Annotated in this window: 35 protein-coding genes and 1 tRNA gene; 1 reads left to right on the top strand and 35 read right to left on the bottom strand. The window is 58.0% G+C overall.

What is annotated here, in order from left to right:
- Window positions 1-191: 191 nt before the first annotated feature.
- The 34 genes from ABZS45_RS00630 to ABZS45_RS00465 all read right to left on the bottom strand — a co-directional run bounded on the left by ABZS45_RS00630 (window position 192) and on the right by ABZS45_RS00465 (window position 14,393).
- Window positions 192-521, bottom strand: a complete 330-nt coding sequence (locus tag ABZS45_RS00630) for a hypothetical protein (RefSeq protein ID WP_412100197.1) — start codon at window positions 519-521, stop codon at window positions 192-194.
- Window positions 511-1,104, bottom strand: a complete 594-nt coding sequence (locus tag ABZS45_RS00625) for a hypothetical protein (protein WP_412100196.1) — start codon at window positions 1,102-1,104, stop codon at window positions 511-513. The genes ABZS45_RS00630 and ABZS45_RS00625 overlap by 11 nt, the downstream gene beginning before the upstream one ends.
- Window positions 1,101-1,337 (bottom strand): hypothetical protein, encoded by a 237-nt coding sequence (locus tag ABZS45_RS00620; RefSeq protein WP_412100195.1) that lies wholly within the window; start codon window positions 1,335-1,337, stop codon window positions 1,101-1,103. The genes ABZS45_RS00625 and ABZS45_RS00620 overlap by 4 nt, the downstream gene beginning before the upstream one ends.
- Complete coding sequence (locus ABZS45_RS00615) at window positions 1,334-1,684, bottom strand: hypothetical protein (protein WP_412100194.1); 351 nt, start codon at window positions 1,682-1,684, stop codon at window positions 1,334-1,336. The genes ABZS45_RS00620 and ABZS45_RS00615 overlap by 4 nt, the downstream gene beginning before the upstream one ends.
- A 208-nt stretch (window positions 1,685-1,892) precedes the next feature.
- Window positions 1,893-2,219, bottom strand: coding sequence for a hypothetical protein (locus ABZS45_RS00610; protein ID WP_412100193.1), 327 nt, complete (start codon window positions 2,217-2,219; stop codon window positions 1,893-1,895).
- Entirely contained in the window at window positions 2,212-2,562 is a 351-nt protein-coding gene (locus tag ABZS45_RS00605; RefSeq protein ID WP_412100191.1) for a hypothetical protein, read from the bottom strand. Before ABZS45_RS00605 ends, ABZS45_RS00610 begins: the two co-directional genes overlap by 8 nt.
- Entirely contained in the window at window positions 2,555-2,893 is a 339-nt protein-coding gene (locus ABZS45_RS00600; RefSeq protein ID WP_412100189.1) for a hypothetical protein, read from the bottom strand. Before ABZS45_RS00600 ends, ABZS45_RS00605 begins: the two co-directional genes overlap by 8 nt.
- A 30-nt stretch (window positions 2,894-2,923) precedes the next feature.
- Complete coding sequence (locus ABZS45_RS00595) at window positions 2,924-3,295, bottom strand: hypothetical protein (RefSeq protein WP_412100188.1); 372 nt, start codon at window positions 3,293-3,295, stop codon at window positions 2,924-2,926.
- On the bottom strand, window positions 3,292-3,636 hold the full coding sequence (locus ABZS45_RS00590; RefSeq protein ID WP_412100187.1) for an HNH endonuclease: 345 nt from the start codon (window positions 3,634-3,636) through the stop codon (window positions 3,292-3,294). The genes ABZS45_RS00595 and ABZS45_RS00590 overlap by 4 nt, the downstream gene beginning before the upstream one ends.
- Window positions 3,633-3,989: a hypothetical protein gene (locus ABZS45_RS00585; protein WP_412100186.1), complete on the bottom strand. Its 357-nt coding sequence runs from the start codon at window positions 3,987-3,989 to the stop codon at window positions 3,633-3,635. The genes ABZS45_RS00590 and ABZS45_RS00585 overlap by 4 nt, the downstream gene beginning before the upstream one ends.
- Entirely contained in the window at window positions 3,982-4,386 is a 405-nt protein-coding gene (locus tag ABZS45_RS00580) for a hypothetical protein (RefSeq protein WP_412100185.1), read from the bottom strand. The genes ABZS45_RS00585 and ABZS45_RS00580 overlap by 8 nt, the downstream gene beginning before the upstream one ends.
- Entirely contained in the window at window positions 4,383-4,532 is a 150-nt protein-coding gene (locus ABZS45_RS00575; RefSeq protein ID WP_412100184.1) for a hypothetical protein, read from the bottom strand. Before ABZS45_RS00575 ends, ABZS45_RS00580 begins: the two co-directional genes overlap by 4 nt.
- Window positions 4,529-4,927, bottom strand: coding sequence for a hypothetical protein (locus ABZS45_RS00570; RefSeq protein ID WP_070563840.1), 399 nt, complete (start codon window positions 4,925-4,927; stop codon window positions 4,529-4,531). Before ABZS45_RS00570 ends, ABZS45_RS00575 begins: the two co-directional genes overlap by 4 nt.
- Window positions 4,924-5,325 (bottom strand): RusA family crossover junction endodeoxyribonuclease, encoded by a 402-nt coding sequence (locus ABZS45_RS00565; protein WP_412100183.1) that lies wholly within the window; start codon window positions 5,323-5,325, stop codon window positions 4,924-4,926. Before ABZS45_RS00565 ends, ABZS45_RS00570 begins: the two co-directional genes overlap by 4 nt.
- A gap of 14 nt (window positions 5,326-5,339) precedes the next feature.
- Window positions 5,340-5,735, bottom strand: coding sequence for a hypothetical protein (locus tag ABZS45_RS00560; RefSeq protein ID WP_412100182.1), 396 nt, complete (start codon window positions 5,733-5,735; stop codon window positions 5,340-5,342).
- 528 nt (window positions 5,736-6,263) lie between these two features.
- Window positions 6,264-6,443 (bottom strand): hypothetical protein, encoded by a 180-nt coding sequence (locus tag ABZS45_RS00555; RefSeq protein ID WP_412100181.1) that lies wholly within the window; start codon window positions 6,441-6,443, stop codon window positions 6,264-6,266.
- A gap of 126 nt (window positions 6,444-6,569) precedes the next feature.
- Window positions 6,570-6,995, bottom strand: a complete 426-nt coding sequence (gene dut, locus ABZS45_RS00550) for a dUTP diphosphatase (protein ID WP_412100180.1) — start codon at window positions 6,993-6,995, stop codon at window positions 6,570-6,572.
- Between the two features lie 6 nt (window positions 6,996-7,001).
- Entirely contained in the window at window positions 7,002-7,646 is a 645-nt protein-coding gene (locus ABZS45_RS00545) for a hypothetical protein (RefSeq protein WP_412100178.1), read from the bottom strand.
- Window positions 7,613-8,074: a hypothetical protein gene (locus tag ABZS45_RS00540; RefSeq protein ID WP_412100177.1), complete on the bottom strand. Its 462-nt coding sequence runs from the start codon at window positions 8,072-8,074 to the stop codon at window positions 7,613-7,615. The genes ABZS45_RS00545 and ABZS45_RS00540 overlap by 34 nt, the downstream gene beginning before the upstream one ends.
- 219 nt (window positions 8,075-8,293) lie before the next feature.
- Entirely contained in the window at window positions 8,294-8,497 is a 204-nt protein-coding gene (locus ABZS45_RS00535) for a hypothetical protein (RefSeq protein WP_143342252.1), read from the bottom strand.
- Complete coding sequence (ssb, locus tag ABZS45_RS00530) at window positions 8,498-8,977, bottom strand: single-stranded DNA-binding protein (RefSeq protein ID WP_412100176.1); 480 nt, start codon at window positions 8,975-8,977, stop codon at window positions 8,498-8,500.
- The gene (locus ABZS45_RS00525; RefSeq protein WP_412100175.1) at window positions 8,978-9,778 is read right to left on the bottom strand and encodes a hypothetical protein; all 801 of its coding nucleotides are present in this window, start codon (window positions 9,776-9,778) and stop codon (window positions 8,978-8,980) included.
- Between the two features lie 2 nt (window positions 9,779-9,780).
- Window positions 9,781-9,948 (bottom strand): hypothetical protein, encoded by a 168-nt coding sequence (locus ABZS45_RS00520; protein WP_412100174.1) that lies wholly within the window; start codon window positions 9,946-9,948, stop codon window positions 9,781-9,783.
- Window positions 9,948-10,841 (bottom strand): YqaJ viral recombinase family protein, encoded by an 894-nt coding sequence (locus tag ABZS45_RS00515; protein ID WP_412100173.1) that lies wholly within the window; start codon window positions 10,839-10,841, stop codon window positions 9,948-9,950. The genes ABZS45_RS00520 and ABZS45_RS00515 overlap by 1 nt, the downstream gene beginning before the upstream one ends.
- Window positions 10,838-11,026: a hypothetical protein gene (locus ABZS45_RS00510; RefSeq protein WP_412100172.1), complete on the bottom strand. Its 189-nt coding sequence runs from the start codon at window positions 11,024-11,026 to the stop codon at window positions 10,838-10,840. Before ABZS45_RS00510 ends, ABZS45_RS00515 begins: the two co-directional genes overlap by 4 nt.
- Window positions 11,023-11,268 carry a hypothetical protein gene (locus ABZS45_RS00505; RefSeq protein WP_412100171.1) on the bottom strand — a complete coding sequence of 82 codons (246 nt, stop codon included), beginning with the start codon at window positions 11,266-11,268 and terminating at the stop codon, window positions 11,023-11,025. The genes ABZS45_RS00510 and ABZS45_RS00505 overlap by 4 nt, the downstream gene beginning before the upstream one ends.
- Window positions 11,259-11,558: a hypothetical protein gene (locus ABZS45_RS00500; RefSeq protein WP_412100170.1), complete on the bottom strand. Its 300-nt coding sequence runs from the start codon at window positions 11,556-11,558 to the stop codon at window positions 11,259-11,261. The genes ABZS45_RS00505 and ABZS45_RS00500 overlap by 10 nt, the downstream gene beginning before the upstream one ends.
- Complete coding sequence (locus ABZS45_RS00495; RefSeq protein WP_412100169.1) at window positions 11,558-11,725, bottom strand: hypothetical protein; 168 nt, start codon at window positions 11,723-11,725, stop codon at window positions 11,558-11,560. The genes ABZS45_RS00500 and ABZS45_RS00495 overlap by 1 nt, the downstream gene beginning before the upstream one ends.
- Window positions 11,715-11,903 carry a hypothetical protein gene (locus ABZS45_RS00490; protein WP_412100168.1) on the bottom strand — a complete coding sequence of 63 codons (189 nt, stop codon included), beginning with the start codon at window positions 11,901-11,903 and terminating at the stop codon, window positions 11,715-11,717. The genes ABZS45_RS00495 and ABZS45_RS00490 overlap by 11 nt, the downstream gene beginning before the upstream one ends.
- A 78-nt stretch (window positions 11,904-11,981) precedes the next feature.
- Window positions 11,982-12,158, bottom strand: a complete 177-nt coding sequence (locus ABZS45_RS00485; protein ID WP_167595778.1) for a helix-turn-helix domain-containing protein — start codon at window positions 12,156-12,158, stop codon at window positions 11,982-11,984.
- A gap of 284 nt (window positions 12,159-12,442) precedes the next feature.
- A tRNA-Leu gene (locus tag ABZS45_RS00480) sits at window positions 12,443-12,526 on the bottom strand.
- 55 nt (window positions 12,527-12,581) lie between these two features.
- A complete protein-coding gene (locus tag ABZS45_RS00475) occupies window positions 12,582-13,136 on the bottom strand; it encodes an NUMOD4 motif-containing HNH endonuclease (protein WP_412100167.1) in 555 nt (184 codons plus the stop codon).
- Between the two features lie 327 nt (window positions 13,137-13,463).
- Window positions 13,464-13,610 carry a hypothetical protein gene (locus ABZS45_RS00470; RefSeq protein WP_412100166.1) on the bottom strand — a complete coding sequence of 49 codons (147 nt, stop codon included), beginning with the start codon at window positions 13,608-13,610 and terminating at the stop codon, window positions 13,464-13,466.
- Window positions 13,611-13,622: 12 nt separating this feature from the next.
- Entirely contained in the window at window positions 13,623-14,393 is a 771-nt protein-coding gene (locus ABZS45_RS00465) for a phage antirepressor N-terminal domain-containing protein (RefSeq protein WP_412100165.1), read from the bottom strand.
- 116 nt (window positions 14,394-14,509) lie between these two features.
- On the opposite strand from ABZS45_RS00465, the gene ABZS45_RS00460 reads away from it, so the two are divergent.
- The gene (locus ABZS45_RS00460; RefSeq protein WP_412100164.1) at window positions 14,510-14,773 is read left to right on the top strand and encodes a hypothetical protein; all 264 of its coding nucleotides are present in this window, start codon (window positions 14,510-14,512) and stop codon (window positions 14,771-14,773) included.
- Window positions 14,774-14,862: 89 nt separating this feature from the next.
- On the opposite strand, the gene ABZS45_RS00455 is transcribed toward ABZS45_RS00460, so the two are convergent.
- Window positions 14,863-15,111 (bottom strand): hypothetical protein, encoded by a 249-nt coding sequence (locus ABZS45_RS00455; RefSeq protein ID WP_412100162.1) that lies wholly within the window; start codon window positions 15,109-15,111, stop codon window positions 14,863-14,865.
- Window positions 15,112-15,277: the final 166 nt, after the last annotated feature.

Below are 15,277 nucleotides of genomic sequence, written 5' to 3'. Positions count from 1 at the left end.
CAGCACGGACGGAAGTGAAGCAGGCGGTAAGACTGGTGCCCCTGGCGGGTAGACCGCAAAATACTGTTGGGGAGTATTGATGTGCCAGGGGTGTAAAACGACGAAAACCCCAGCTGTTGCCGGGGTATAAGTTGTCGTCGCGTCGATTATACCATGGATGTGGGGAACCGCTAGTCAGACGCAGTTTCGGTTCACTTGATTTGCTCCTCCCAATATTGGCTACTTAGGTCTGCGCGTTGGAAGTTGTCGACAACTCCGTAGGCGGGAACGATTTCTCCCGTTTCATCGACGGCAGCTACGACGACTCGTACGTTACGCCGAGTCTCTACTTCGTAAGTTTCTATGAGCTTGCCAGCTGAGTTGCGGGACATTACATAGCGCCCATTCAGAACTTGCCGCAACACTCCCGGTGATGGGTCGGTGAACTCACCGTTCTCGCCTTCATAGGTAAGCGTGAAGGCCCCCGGCATAGGGATGAACTCTAGAGTCTCCCAGTCCTCAATGTAGGTTTTATTCGGCATCGTTCTCTCCTATCAGGTTGTTGAGGCATTCAGACAGTAGGTAGCCGCCGCGTCCGTTGGGCATGGTTGTTCGGGTGATGTGCCCGGAGCGTGCCCATCCTCGGATTGTGTCGGCGGTTGCGGGGATGCCGCGTGCTCGGAGTTGTCGTGCGATGTGTTCTGCTCCGTGTCGGGGTTCGGGTTGTTTGGCAATGGTTGCGGGTTGTGTTGGGTTGCATCTCCTATCAATGATTCGGGTTTGGTTGGTGAGTTCGTCGTGTAGGTCTGCGGCCCAGGTGAGTTCGCTGGCGGCTTGTGCGTGGAAGGCCAGGAGTTGGCAGAGTCGTGGTGCTGATGCGTCGGTGTCGCGGATGCGTATACCGATGTCTGCGAGGGCGTTGAATGCGACTTCGCGGAGTCGTTGTTCTTGGTCGATGTAGGTGGCGACGTACAGCCAGTTCCCGGGGGACTGTGGTCCAGGTGCTGGCTTCATCACGCGTACTTCGGGTGGTTTGGGTCGGGCGTGCTTCAGCTCATGCAGCTGCTCATAGAGTCCGCCGAGGCGGCGAGCAGTGCTGCGGAATTGTTGCTCGTCAACGCTCATTCTTGTTCCTCCTGTTTGAAGCCGAGGGCTTGCAGCGCCTCCGCTACTTCTTTGCCGTTCCAGGTGGGTCTGGGTAGTGGGTGGTGAGCCATTCGGTCGGCGTAGCGCATCGCCATGCCCCATTCCGGAAATCGACGCCCTTGGGCTTCTTCCCACCAGTGCGCGTTTAAAGGCTGGGTTATCCAGCGCAGCCATCTATCCTCAGGGTCTTTGTAGACCTTCCAGCGGCTCATGCCTCCTCCCAGTCCCCTACCCAGCGGCGGTGTGTGGGTTCTCCGTCGTAGTAGTACACGTCGGTCATGCCCTTGTAGTCGCCTAGGTATTCGGCGTGCTCCCATTTGCCTGGTGGCGTGCCGTCTGGTGCCCAGGCGCGGGGTAGGTCAAAGCGTGGGGTGAGGTTTTCGGGGATGGTGAGGGTCCCTAGCTGGCCTTCGTGGATTAGCTCACAGAATCCTTGATGGTTTGGGCTGTCACCTACGTAGATTGCGAGGTTGGTGCGCTCGTCGGGGTCCGGGAAGTCGCACCACATTCCCCGGCACTGTGCTCTTTCTTCGGGTGTGAGGTCTGCGAGAGTAGTCATGCTTGTCCCTTGATGCGGTCGTAGATGGGTGTAGCTTCGGGGAGTTGGTGGCTGTCGCCGTCGAGTTGAACACTGTCCGCGTAGACAGCGAGGTGCACGCGGTAGAGGTTAGGGCTGAGTGTTTCGACTCTTGGAGCTTCGTCACTGTGTAGGAGTGGGATACCGTCGAGGGTTATGCCGCGTAGGCTGACGTTGATTCTGTGGGGTCTCATGCTTTCCCCTTCGAGTATTGGGCGGCGGCGAGCACTGCGAGGGCGAAGGCGTTGGCTTCGTCGGGGGTGAGGTCGCCGGGTTCGACGCGCTGCACCATGATTCTGCCGCCGGGTGCTGTCCATACGCTTGGGCCGGTGAGGCCGCAGGGTAGCCATCCTTTGCCGTCTGGTACGAAAATGCTTGGGTCATTCGGCTCCGGGAGGTCTGGCGCTAGTAGCCCCGCTTGGGCGAGGGCTTCTACCGCATCATTCGGGTGGATGCGTAGTTCTCCTGGGCGGCGGGCTGTTTCGAGTACCGCGAGGGCACGGTCATAGTTAGTCATCTTGTGTGTCCTTTAGGTCACAGGCGGCGAGGATTGCGTGGGCGGTTTCACGCCCCTTGGTGGTGTTCGAGAAGCGAAGCTCACCAGGGTCAGGGTCTAGCTCCGCAGGCTCACGGTCATCCCCTGCTTCATCATGGATGACGTGGATGATGCCGTCCTCCACAGACACGTAGCCGTCTTCCATGTGCCATTCATGTTCCCCGGTGTCCGGGTAGATGCACGGCTCTGGCGGGTCTGGGGTGAGTAGGCCGCAGTCAGCTAGGGATTCGGCTATGCGGCGGGTGCTGTAGCCCTTCATCGCGCACATCCTGATGACCTGCGCGGCCAGGTTGAGGTTAGTCATCGTGGTCTCCTAGGACGATTTCTTTGAGGTAGCTGGCGATGGTTGCGGGGTCTTGCCACTCGTTATTTGCCGCTTTGGTTTCCATCTCCAGAATTAGTCCCTCAATGCGCCCGCGTAGGCGGATTGCTTCTTCTGCGAGTGCCGGGGTGAGGGGAGAATGACGGATAACCTCCATCTCTGCCTTCACCCCGTATATCTCTTCGTGCTTGCTGGGGTAATCGTGGTGGATACTGCTGGCGTCGGCACCCTTGTACGTCCACTGCATCTCGGGAAGATTGCGCCGCTCCTCAGCCAGGAGACGCTTTAGGAGGTCGATGCTCAAGTCAGTCATTGGTGGTCTCCTAGGACTTTTCTTTGTTGTTTATTCACCCGTCTTCAAGATTTCTAGCTCGATGGATTGGCAGTAGTAGCCAGTTCCTTCATCGCCCCGGATGTGCACATCTGCGATGTTCTTGTCCGCAGCGAGGATGTGGATAGTCCACGATTCATCGTCGTCTTGTACGGATGTAGTGACGTGGGTGATCGCGTTGTCGGTGAGGTTCTTTTCTTCGAGTTCCGCAGCGAACCATGCGCAGCAGTCGGACACGTCGTGGAATTTAAGCACTGTTCCGTCGTGCAGCGTCATGGTGCTGTTTTCGGTGTCGATTTTGACGATCTTCTTGCCGACAAGTTCACGGGCTAGGTCTTGATCAGTCATGTCAATGTACGTATCTACGTATTTGATTTCGCTCATTCTTCTTCTCCGTCTAGTAGGAATTTTGGTGTCTTGCTGGTGGGGAGGACTAGGCCGTGGGCTACGGCCAGTCGGTAGTTGGATTGGCGCTCTAGCCGCGACGGGATAAGGCTTAGCTGCTCCCGTAGTTGCTCCACGCTGTAGGTGACCTTGTATCGGTTGCATAGCTGGCAGGCGGGTACGAGGTTTTCTAGCTCGTCCCCTCCGCCTAGGTAGCGTGGGTGTAGGTGGTCTACCTGAAAAGCGGTGTCGCCTTTTCTCCCGGCGGTGAGTGTTTTACCGCAGTATGCGCAGCGTCCTCCGTATTTTTCGAGTACGGCCTGCCTGTCAACCCGGCTCATTCCTGCACCTCTGTGAGGGTGTAGCGCTTGCCGGTCGGGGTGAGGTCTGCGGGGTCGGCGAGGCGGATTTCGTTCGCCCCTCCAGCACGGAGGTATTGGATTTGCCTAAGCCCCGCATGGCGGTAGAGCATGATCACTTTTCCCCAGTACGTGTGTTCTGCTTCTGCGAGGTAGTGCACGTCATCGTTCCACTCAATTTCCGCCATGGTGAGTTCTGGGAATGGTGGAAGGGATGCACGGACTATTTTCTCGTTTGCCAAAGCGGAAGTCATGGACGTATCAGACGCAAGCACTGAGAGACTAGTTAGTGCCCTGTGTGCGTTGATGATCTCTTGGCGGGTTGGGTTAGTCATTGGTGTGCTCCTTGATGTGTTGGTTGAGGCGTTGCCAGTCGGGGTCGTCGATTTCACTGAGGACGCTGCGGTGCGTGTTGTCGCGGTAGTCGCATTCCTCGGCTACGTCGCGGGCGATGACATAGCGTGTGTTGTCGGTGAGTTCATCCCAGTGTTTGATGACCCAGTCGACGGTCTCTTTGACGACGTAGGTGGCGCGGCCCCTCGCGTAGCGCACCGCACCAATCACCAGAAATTCGTCGTTTGGGGAAATACGGGTGCCGTGGATACGCGGGTCATACTCCTGGTTCCGCCAGTTGTCGGGGTTCTCCGATGGCGGGGTGAAACGCTCGTCATAGAGGATTTCGTCGTCTTTGCGGATGTCACGCACCCGCTCCCAGTAGTCGTCCTCAGTCACTGCACGCCCCCTATGACTGTGGCGAGCATGATGACGGATAGGGTCAAGAAGGTAATCAGAATGACCGTGACTATGGTGCAGGTCAGGATGATGAGGTCAAAAGGCTCCTCCTCAAGCCACTGTGAGAATTTTTCACGCAAGGTCATTGCTGGGCCTCCTTGAGTGCGTCAGCAGCCTGTTCGGCCAGGCGGCGGGTTTCCGCTTCGACTTCTTCCCACATCCAGATGTGATTAGTTCCTCCAAAGCTGCCAAGGAAGGGGGACACTGGTGATTGGCCTGTGAGCTCAGCGTCAGGATGCTGCCCGTCTCCGAAATGGTTGGTGTCGAAGCCGATCACTCGGCCTGTGTGGTAGGTGATTCCGCCGTGGACGTCCACGTCGAAGTACTGTAGGTCTTTTGCCTCGTCGAGCCAGGGATGGCTCTCAGGCAGTTCGATGTAGCCGTTGATGGTGTACGGCCCCATCTGAGTCATGCAATTGATGCCTTGGTGGGTGAAGCGCCGGTCTGTGCCATTGGCGATGCAGTCGAACGGGTCAGTCATTGTTGTTCCTTCCAAAAGATTGTGATGTCAGCGCCGGGTGGTGTGGCGGTGTTGGCGTAGTGTTTGGTGGCTCTGAGTTTGGTGACGCGGCTGTCGTTGGTGATGACGCCGGCGGCTTCGAGGGCGTCCAAGACGGAGCGGGCTAGTTTGTCCACATCGGGTTTGACCGCAGGAACGTTATAGCGGGGTCGTTTCGGGCGGGGTAGGTAGAAGTCCATGAAGACGCTCACGGGGGCGTCTACGGGCGCGCTGGGCCTGTTTTTGGCGGCTTCTTGGGTGACGGCTCGCATCCATGCGGGGAGCTTCTTCGAAGACTCAATCATCCTGCCGTTGCCGACGTGACGCTTCGAGCCTTTCGGGGCGGGTTCGCCCTCAATACGGAAAGTGATGATGTTCAAAATGGGGCCTCCTTTCACTTGTGAGGCGTTGAAGATGTGTTCTGGGGTGATTGTCCAGAGGTGTTGTGTTTGTCCGCCTGTGGGGCTGCTGGGCCATGATTTGGGCGTGTTTCTGGGTTGTGGTCGCAGCGCCATGCCTCCCCGTCCTGGTATCGCATGCCGTTGTCGTCACACAGGGCGCAGGAGTCGATAGCGGCGCGGCGGGCTTGGGCGGCGGTCTCAGCGCGGTTGGTGTCTTGTTCGTCTGCCCAGGCTTCGTCGATGAGGGTGCGCAACAACCCGGGGCCTTTCGGTTCCGGGCGTTGGTTGAAGTTGCGGGTGCCGGTGTTGATGGCGGACTCTGAGATTCCGGCTTGGCGAGCGCGGCGCGTAGCCGCCGCCAGCTCGTCGAGAGAGATTCCGCCAGCCATGTCCCCATCCCCTAGATCACCGTTACTTGGCTGGCTACCTGTACCACCAGAAGGGGACGGGTCGGGTCGGGCCGGGCCGGGTAGAGCGGACGACGCTCGGAGTCCCGGTAGAGCGGACGGCGCTTCGCTGTCCGGCTGGACGTCCGCACGGACATTTTTACGTTCCTGCTGCTTATCCCGCTTTGCCCCCCTCGCGAGACGCTTACGTTCGGCGTCTTCTCGACGCTTCGATAAAACGTCGTCGCGTGTTGGTTGAAACTCCCGCCAATCGTTGAAGACGTATCGGCGAGCGCTCGGCGGAGCATCGTCGGCACTCCACAGGCCCGCCGCGACGAGCTTCTCGGCCTGCTTTTGAGTGCCTCCAATCACCTTGATTTGACGCCCAGTAATCACTCCATCAGTAAGGTGCCTGGCACAGTACGCGCCCGCCATAACCCAAAGCCCACGGGCTGCCATATCTAGCTCAAGCACCTTCGGATGGTCATAGAAACCATCGTCCACTTTGAACCATGGCATTGGCTGGTCTCCTTAGTTGTTGAGTTTGAGGGAGTCTTCCAGCACCCATAGGTAGGTTTGGGCGCGGTGGATGTGCTTGTGAATCTCCCGAATCTTGTACAGGTCGTCAGCGCTTCTGGATAGGGATGCTGCTTCGTTCAATCGGTAGGCGGCTTGAGTCATCAGGTTCTCGTTGAACTCGTCAGCGATCATCGTCTTTTCCTCCTTTCTCTATGGATTGGAACAGTTTGATTAGTGCGTCGAGGAATGCGGGTTGTGCGCAGTACACGTCTTGGGATTCCAGCCAGGCCCGCATGTCCTCACGCTGCTGGCGGGTGGTCACTGTCCTGTGCTCCCGATACCTGCATTACCGCGTTCTGTGTGGCCGAGAGCGTCGACGTGGTTGAGTCGAACCTCTGGGATGGGGAGGATGACGAGCTGTGCGATGTAATACCCTTCGGGGATGGTTTGCATGTGGCGTCCGGTGTTGTGTAGGGACAGCATGATTTCGCCGGTGTAGCCTGCGTCGATGATGCCGGTGCCGTTGCTCAGCACAAGGTGTTTCTTAATCCCCGTTGAGCTGCGCACAAACACCATGCCCACATGGCCCTTGGGGATGGCTACGTGCACCCCTGTGTGGCACACACGGTGCTGCCATGCTGGGATAATCACCGGATGATTCAACGCCAGGTCAATACCGGCGTCATCCGTATAAGCGCGGCGCGGCGGGTAAGCATGCTGGTCAAGGCTGTAGTTAACGTTCATGGGTTCCTATCTGTGAGTTTTGCGGGCGCGGATTGTGCGTTGGGCTTCTCTGTTGCAGGTGGCGCACCTGCGGGTGAGGTTTCCTTTTCTGTCGCGCACCCATTGGGTGTTTGAGTCGGTGTATTCGTGGCCTTTCGCGCAGTGCGTCTTTCGTCGCCTGCGGCCCCCGCTGCGTGGTGGTGGGGTCTCAAAGTCGAACCACAAGCGGCGGGCTTTTTCGGCAGCACGGCGCGCAGCGACCCGCATGGTTGATTCCGGCCAGCCCAACGCGGCTGCGGCAGCCCTCAGGGTTGGGTACTCGGACACGTGGATGAGGATTTCCCTGTCAGCGTCCGGGAGCTTCGCCATGACCTGCGCGAGAGCAAGAGGTGTGAGCGCGTCGGGCTGGTATGTCCGTGCTTTGGGTTCCCAGTACATGGTGAAGCGTGGCCCATACCCGTGTGCTTGTACGTCTTTGTCGTATGCCTTGCCCAGGTAGCTAATGGCGGCGGTGTAGCAGTCTTTCTCCACGCTGTCGGGGTGCTCCGCAAGATGGAGAGCCGCGCCTTCCCACGCTTCCACAAGGGCATCGTCTATGGGGAAGTTGCGGCGGTATTGGGTGCTTGCGGCGGCGCGTGCTACGTCCCAGATCCTTCTTGGGTTAAGTCCCATATTTCATCTCCTAGGGTGAAAGTGTCGAGGTTGTGGACGATGCTGTGGCGTGCTTCGCGCCCGGTTTCTTGTTGGTAGACGGCGCGTAGGTTTTTGTCCGCTATGGTGCAGGCTTCGGGGTCGATTTCCACCATGAGCATTCGATGGTGGTAAAGGTCATCCAGCTGGTCGGGGTTGAGCCCTGAGAGCTGCATCAGGCGTGCCAGGTAGATTCCTGTACCGCCGAATGGGTCAGTGATGCGTACCTCGGGGTCTGCGAGGCTGTAGCCCTGGGCTGCAAGTTGGTGGACGACTGCGCGGACTTGAAAGTCCACGATTTCTACTGGCGTGACCACTACCCCGTCGCGCTGGCCCCGCATAGTGTCGGTGCCCCGCTGGTAGTTGATGGCGATGCGCCTCTGTACAGCAGCGCGGGGGTCGTCAGTCATCTCCTTGTGTCTCCTAGGATTCGGGGTCAATAAGGACTGGTGCGTCTGCGGGGAGGGTGAAGCGCCCGTCACGGGTTGCGCCGTACACTCGGGCACCTTCTTGGGTGGCGTAGACCAGGCGGTCGGGCACCAATCGGGGGTCATATGTGTCGGGGTCCAGGACAATGCGGCAAACCCTGTAATTAGGTAGGTCTGCCGCTGTCATCTCCACGTAGGGCATCAGTACTCGCCTCGTCTAATGAGGGCGATGACGTGTGCAGCTGCTTTGGCTAGGTCTGCTGCCCCGAGGTCTTGCAATTCTGCGGGGGTTGGATCATCGTTGCTGTAGTGCTTGAGGTGGTCGATGTCGTAGGCGTACGCGAGGAGCCTGTCTTCGAGCCGTTTCAGTTTCTCCTCGTAGTAGGCGGCATCCATACCAGTCACCTAGAACGGCGGTTCGCCTTGTTGGCCTACGGGTGCGGGGTCACCCCACGCCCCCGTGGTGGCGGTCTGCCCCTGGGATGCGGCCTGATTCCATTGCTGCTGAGCCGAAGACTGCTGCTGCTGGCCCTGCCCGCGTGGCTGGTTGTAGAAGCTGCTGGCAAGAAGCTCAACCTTGCTGCGCTTCTCCCCCTCCCTGGTTTCCCACGACTGGGTAATCAGCTTGCCGGTGACAGCAACCTGGTCGCCCTTCTTCAGCTCGGCGGCGAGGTGCGCCCACTGAACCGGATTCTGGTTCTTGGTCTCATCCCAGATGGTGACGTCGAGGTACAGAACGCGAGTCTTCACCCACTGGTTCTGTTCCTGGTCGAACCTGTTATCCGACGATGCGAGGGTGAAACTAGCGACAGCCTTACCACTCTTGGTGAAGCGTAGCTCCGCGTCACGAGGCAGACCGCCGGTGATGGTGATGGTGTCAATCACCTACTTCTCCCCTTCCAGCTCTGCCCAGCGAGCACGGCACAGGTCGATCACTGCGTCTGGTACTTCACCGGATTGCTTCAGGTTGGCGGCGAAGTCATTCACCTGCTCACTGGTGGTGAAACTCTCCAAAGTCTCCCGAACGTCTGCGATGAGGTCATCATCAACCACCTCCGGCTCCTTCTTCGTGGTCAACTCCGGCACCGGCGCAGACTCAGCCTTCGCACGCACATCCTCACGAGTAGCGGTCATCTTGACTGGCTCCAGTTCCAGGTCTTCGGCGCTGTACTTGATGCCGAGGAGGACGTCCGGGGCGAGCTTGCGGGATACCTCGGATGCGGCCTTGGCGTACAGCATGGCCTGTGGGTCGGTCTGATACTTCTTGTTGCTGGTGTATCCGGCCTTCTTGGCGCGCTCAATAGTCCAGGTGGATTCCTCAGTCTCACCTGCCGGTGAGGTGCCGCGTACGGTGACGGCTTCGTCACTGGTCTCTACGGTCTGGAACTTGTAGCCCTTCGCCTTCAACAGGGCGACCATTGTTCGGGCGTAGATAGCGGGCTGGCCGTGCACTACGAAGACCTGCTGTAGGGCCTGCTGTGGCTTCAGTCCGAGTTCTGCGCCGTAGAGGATGGCGGCGGCACCGTCATCGGGCTTGCCCCGGAAGGTTTGCGGCACCATCTGCGTGTTGCAGAGGACGGTGGCGAGTTTGTGGGCTGCGCCCATGGCTTCGGCTTGGCGGGTGAGGAGGTCGAGGCCGTCCTCCGTGGTGTTGGTGGTGGGTTCGAGGGTGTATGGGGTGGTCATGGTTACTGCTCCTTTTTGAGGTAGGCGATGGAGATGGTGGTGACGATTTGGATTGCTTCTTCGCGGCTGAATCCGGCGTCGATGTAGGCGGAGACCATGGAGGCCATGTGTCCGGCCATTTGTCGTGTGTCGCTGTCTGCTTCGGGTAGTTGCTTTCCCCAGATGGGCATTAGTTCTCCTTGATGGTGAGTCGGGTTGACCCTGCGCGGGTCTTGGTCTTGAACCTCTGATAGAGGTCTGCGTGTGCCTTGCGGAACGCGGCAGAGTCGAACACTTTGCTGGACTGTGTGGTGCTTACTGTGAGGTGGTAGCCGCCGTAATCACCGGTGTGGGAATCGCCGGTCAGGGCGAGGATTTCTGCCTTCAACGCGCTGATGCGCTTCTTGAGGTCGTCGACTTCGGCGGTGAGCATGGCGTATTGGGCAACAAGGTCGGTGACGTTGTCCACCTGGTCGAGGCTGGTGATTTCGCCCATCCACTCCGGGGTTTCCCCATCGAGCCATGCGAACCACACTCGCGCTGTTTCCATGAGCTCAGCGGCAAATTTCGGGTCATACAGGATGGTGCGGTGGTCGAGCGCCACCGGTGTGAAGTCCTCATGCACCTCCACCAACAACGCGCAGGCTTCAGCCCCGACGTAGTGCATGTTCGCCTGAATCTGCGCGAAGTACTGATTAGGGCACCAGTCATGCCAGCGGCCACCTTGAAACGGCTCAGTACTGGTCTTAATCTCCCCAATTACCTCAAGGTCTTCCGCGTAGAGGTCAGGTGTGCACGAGAGGCGCTCATCATCAGGTAGGAAAATGGTTTGCGGCTCCGCGTTGTACACCAGCCGCGAGTCCACTTCGTCTATCAGCACCTGGGCCAGTAGCGGTTCGCGGGCACTGCCCCACTCTGTCCATTGGTTGCCGTGGAACTTACTACCGTGCTCCTTGGCCTCGCGTACCTCGTGCCACGTCGCAGCATTGCGGCTGGTGTGCAGGCGGGCCAACTCCGTGGAGGTCAACTTTCCTTGACGAAACGCCAGCCAGTCCTCGTTATCAGCTGGTTCGTAGCGTCTCACTTCTTCCCCTTCTCGTCGTAGCGCGACAGGGTGATATCAGTCAGGGTGCACGCAATTTCAGGCTCATAGCCCCTGTCCATGAAGGCCTGCATCACGTCGTCCGCTTCCTCAATGAGTGGCTCCATGTAGAGGAAGTGCGGGGTGATGCTGGTCAGGTGTGGCGGCATCTTATTCGGGGTGTTCATGTCATCCTTTTCGTGTCAAGAATCTTCTTCGCGTGGCGGGCATGCTCGTCGCAGAATCGGAAACCACGCCCCAGGTCGAGGTCATCAGTGCCGATGCGGGTGCAGGCGTGGTAGAGACAGCCGTGCTCATCGCGGAAAGCGACGAGTGCTTTCGTGGCCTCCGGCTGCGTCTTAAAACCGGTGGGTTTCGGGATGTTTACCCACCAGCGGCCACGCTTAAATCGTGCTGGGGTTAGTGCCATCGTTGAATGTGCCTTCTAATCGTCTTCGGGGTGGTGTGGTACACAGCGGCAAGCCGCTGCACAGCGAGTTTCGGACCAAGAATCATCTCAAAATGCTCATATTCCTCAGCCACAATCTGGCCTTTGGTTGGCTTGCGGCGTACCCGCTTCACGAGCTGGTTCTTGGTGCGGTGCTCCCCCATGTCGTGCACGAAGCGCATCGCTTCACCCCAACTCGCAGCGGGAAACACCGCGTCCCCCTCGCGTACGTGCCACACGCCGGTGATGAGGTCTTTGTGGATGCTGGTCATCACATCCACACCGGCGGCATACTGATGAAAGCGTGGGCGACGAAACCGACGAGGCCACCAAGAATGCCAGTGGCCCAGCACAAGCGCGTACGCTTCGCCGCAACATCCTGCCAATACGCGATACGGCGAGCATCAGGAGTAGAACGAGGAGGTCGATTAGTAGCCACGGTCAATTTTCCTTTTCTCTTTCTCAGCCAGTGTGGCGAGCATGTGTGCTTGTGCCGCGTTGTCCTTGATGCGGCGGCGGATGCTCTCCGGCAGTCGGGTCATGGTGTAGAGGGCGCGATACCGGCCCTCAATGTCTTTGAAGTGCGCGATGGCTTGGTCGATGGTGATTTCCCGCATGTCAGCCCCTCCGCATCATGTAGAAACGTGGCGAGTAGGCGCGGTGACGACGATGGAAAAAGTGTTTCAGTAGGCGTTTCATGCTGCTCCTTGGTTCATGTACTGGTCGAGCCAGGATTGTGTTGTGCGCCAGGTCTTACCCGGCTTACGGGCCTCAATGTCGCCGCGCCGCATCAAAGTGCGGATCGTTTCGGCATGCAGGCCGGTGTATTCGGCGGCATCCCTTACGGTCAGCCAAGCCGGTGTAGTATTCATGGTGTTGTCCTTTCCAGACGACAAGGCCCCCGCGACTGCTGCTAATCACGCGGGGGTCTTTTGTTATGTGAAGGGGGTTGCAGGCGTGCAGTGCCAAAGGCAGGGCCAGAAAGAATGGCGACGGAAAGCCACCCCGCCCCGGTTACAGCCTTGATGCTCGTCTTTCCTCCGACAGGAGCTAGCGCTTAACAACCCCTGGTGCCCAGCCGGGGAGTTGCACCCCGGTGTTGCTTGCAAGAACCACCACCGCATGTAGGTGATAATTCGATCTACTCTGGGCTGAGTGCTTCGCCCGGGATTCGAACCCGGATACCCGCGTGGGTGCCGCATTTTGAATGCGGTGCGTCTGCCGATTCCGCCAGCGAAGCGTGTATTTATGTCAGCGCCGCTCGTTCCCTCCCAACCACGTTGGGCGGGGTTCGCCTAAGACGCATACTTTTCGAAATATCTATCCGCTATCTGCTGGAAATGAGGCTTCATTTCCTTATGCCGGGACAGGTAAGCGTATGCACTGTTACAAGCACGACATCCGCGACGGTTGGATTTACTAATTACCAAGTTCCCATGGCAGAAGGCGTGCCCCTTCGAACAGTGCGTTTTCACAGCATTGTGATGGCGCCCATTGCGCACTTTATCTAGGGTGTTTTCCTTCCTTGAGCCCCAGCGCAAATTTTCCAGCCGATTATCTTCCGGGTTGTCGTTCCAGTGGCACGCCTCCATGCCATCAGAGCACGGACCAACAAAAGCCTCTAAGACGGCGCGGTGAACATGTATTGAGGTTCCTTTTCCTCCTCGGAAAAGATTCACTCGTAAATGGGAAGTTCTACCGTCGTGAGCCGGGGACAATATCTTCCCTTTTAGTGGTTGGTTAACCCCGTTAGACAGGGTGATGATTCGGGGTAGAGACCGCACTCTTCCTCCGTTAGAAACCTCGTAGTATCCTTCCCAACCGGGGATTGGTCTCCATTCTTCTTTCATTTTTCTTCTTCTCTTTCTACTCGCCTTATTTGGGAGAGCGTGCCGTGTGCAGGACTTGAACCTGCTGAGTGCCCTTCACGGCTTGGGGTTTACGTCCTTGGTGGTTCCCTCCCGCTTACGGCGGGGTGCCTGCCTGTCGGCTTGGCCTAATGCTTCACGGACATGTCAACGTGGTTCTTAAGCCCGGTATCTTCTATCAGGACAATTCACTAATTCAGTTGTCAGTCATCGCGGCCAACTGGTTCCTGCCCTATCCCCTTAGGCAGGAAGACTTTGGCGGCCTGGTGCCCGTGGGGAGGCTTGCACTCCCCCGCCTGCTAAGTCGGGCTATTGGTTTTCGGATTGGTTGAGGCGTTCGCGTGCTACGGCTTCTGCTTCGGCGAAAAGCTCATCTACGTATTTGGGGTCGAGCTGTTCTTTGATTGCGGCTTCGATGTAGCCGAGCATGAAAGCTTGGATGCCGGAGATGTCCATGGTTTTTCGTCCTTATGCGGTGGTGTAGTACTGGTCCCAGACGCGCTGCATCAACGGGCGGTCTGCTTCGGTGTAGCCATTGACCTGGCGCACTTGACCGTTAGGCAGGGTGAGGTCGTACTTTTCTGGTTCGCGCCCCTTTTCCAGCGTGTACAGAGCCTTCATGCGCTTGCCGAACATCGGAGCCACGGACTTCATCTTCTTGGTGGACAGGTTCTTGGACTTGAGGAAGTCCGCGGTGTACAGGGGCCGGGTCTTCGGGTCAAGTTCCGGAGCTTCTCCCAAACCACGGGCCAGGACGATGCGGGCCTTCGCTTCCAGATGGTCAGGGTGGATAAGCCCCTTCGCTGCCTGACACAACTCCATCTGCATTTGCGACTGACGCATCAAAGCGTTCAGCTGGTGCTCCTCGGCGCGAGGATTAATAGCGCCACCCTTATGGAAGTAGGAGTCAAGGGCGTCAACTGCTTCGCGTTGGTAAGCAATGAGTGTTTCCTTGACCTCTGGCGCTACGCGGCCCTCGTTAATCGTGGCGAGCCACATGGTGAGCGTGCGACGGTCTACCATTGCCATTTCGCGGTTCTTGCCGTCCGCTCCAACCGTGGTCAAAATTCGGACGGTTGACCAAGAGCGCTCGGTGAGCTTGCGGTGTTGGCTCTTCCAGTTGATGCCGAGTGCGTCGCAAATGTGGCGAGCAGCGGCCCATTCGGTGCCGTCATGCTGCACTGCCATGATGGGGGTTGAGGTGCCAGGCACCGGAATAGTTACTAGCTGGTTTCCCATTGTGATAATCTCCTTATTGATAGTTACTTTTTCGGCTCGGTGTTCCAGCACCGGGCCTTTTTTGATGTGCTTCACTGAAACCAGGGCAACCAGCCCTAGAAAGTGAGGTGAAAGTAGTGGGAAATTCAGATTCTTCGAGTCAATGGTTCGGGTTTGAGGATGTGGAATGGCGACTCCGCGAAGCGGGCCTTTCCATAACCCCCGACTTAATGGCGGAACTTGCGCCGCTTGTTAACGGGCTGCCGGTCGGTGAAGTCCCGATTGAAGAAGCGGTCACGGAGTACACGCAGTTTTCGAAGCGGGCTATTTCTTTGGTCGCGTTGAAGATGTCGCTTTTGGAGAAGCGAATCATCGACCTTGAATCCGGCAACGAGGCCTAGCACTTCTTCCTTATTGAAGATTGGGTCTCCGCTAAGGTCTACGGTCACCTTCGGCGTTGCAGCGCCGGAGGTTTCTTTTTCATAGCGGGTCATGCTGCTTCCTGTTCTTCGACTTGGTCGAACCAAGCCGCTATGTAGTTTCTGTCGCCTTGTAGTGCGGATACTCGCAGTGCGAGTTCTGCGGTTACCTTCGCCCCTGCGCGCAGTTTCGGAATGTCTTCGGCGCGTACTCCGATGAGTAAGGCCAGCTGTTCCTCTGTTTGCAGGTTCCTAGAGCGCATGATTGCGTCGAGTGCTCCAGGGCGGAAGGTGAACCGGGGCGGTGCCATGACAGCCATGTAGTTACCTCCATGTGGTTTTGAATTTTGTAAGCGGTGCTGTTCTGCGCCGGTGATTTCATTATGTAGCCGATCGGCTACGTTCGTCAAGCGCTTAAGTTCATCCACCCCCATTTACCACCCCCGCGATACGCTTTTACCTGCCCTAATTGCCCCGGCTACAAAA

This window comes from Corynebacterium aurimucosum, assembly GCF_046895345.1.
In the GTDB taxonomy this organism is placed as follows: Bacteria; Actinomycetota; Actinomycetes; order Mycobacteriales; family Mycobacteriaceae; genus Corynebacterium; species Corynebacterium aurimucosum_G.
The sequence above is the reverse complement of the archived record's forward strand: the minus strand, read 5'-3'. Positions and strand labels throughout refer to the sequence as shown.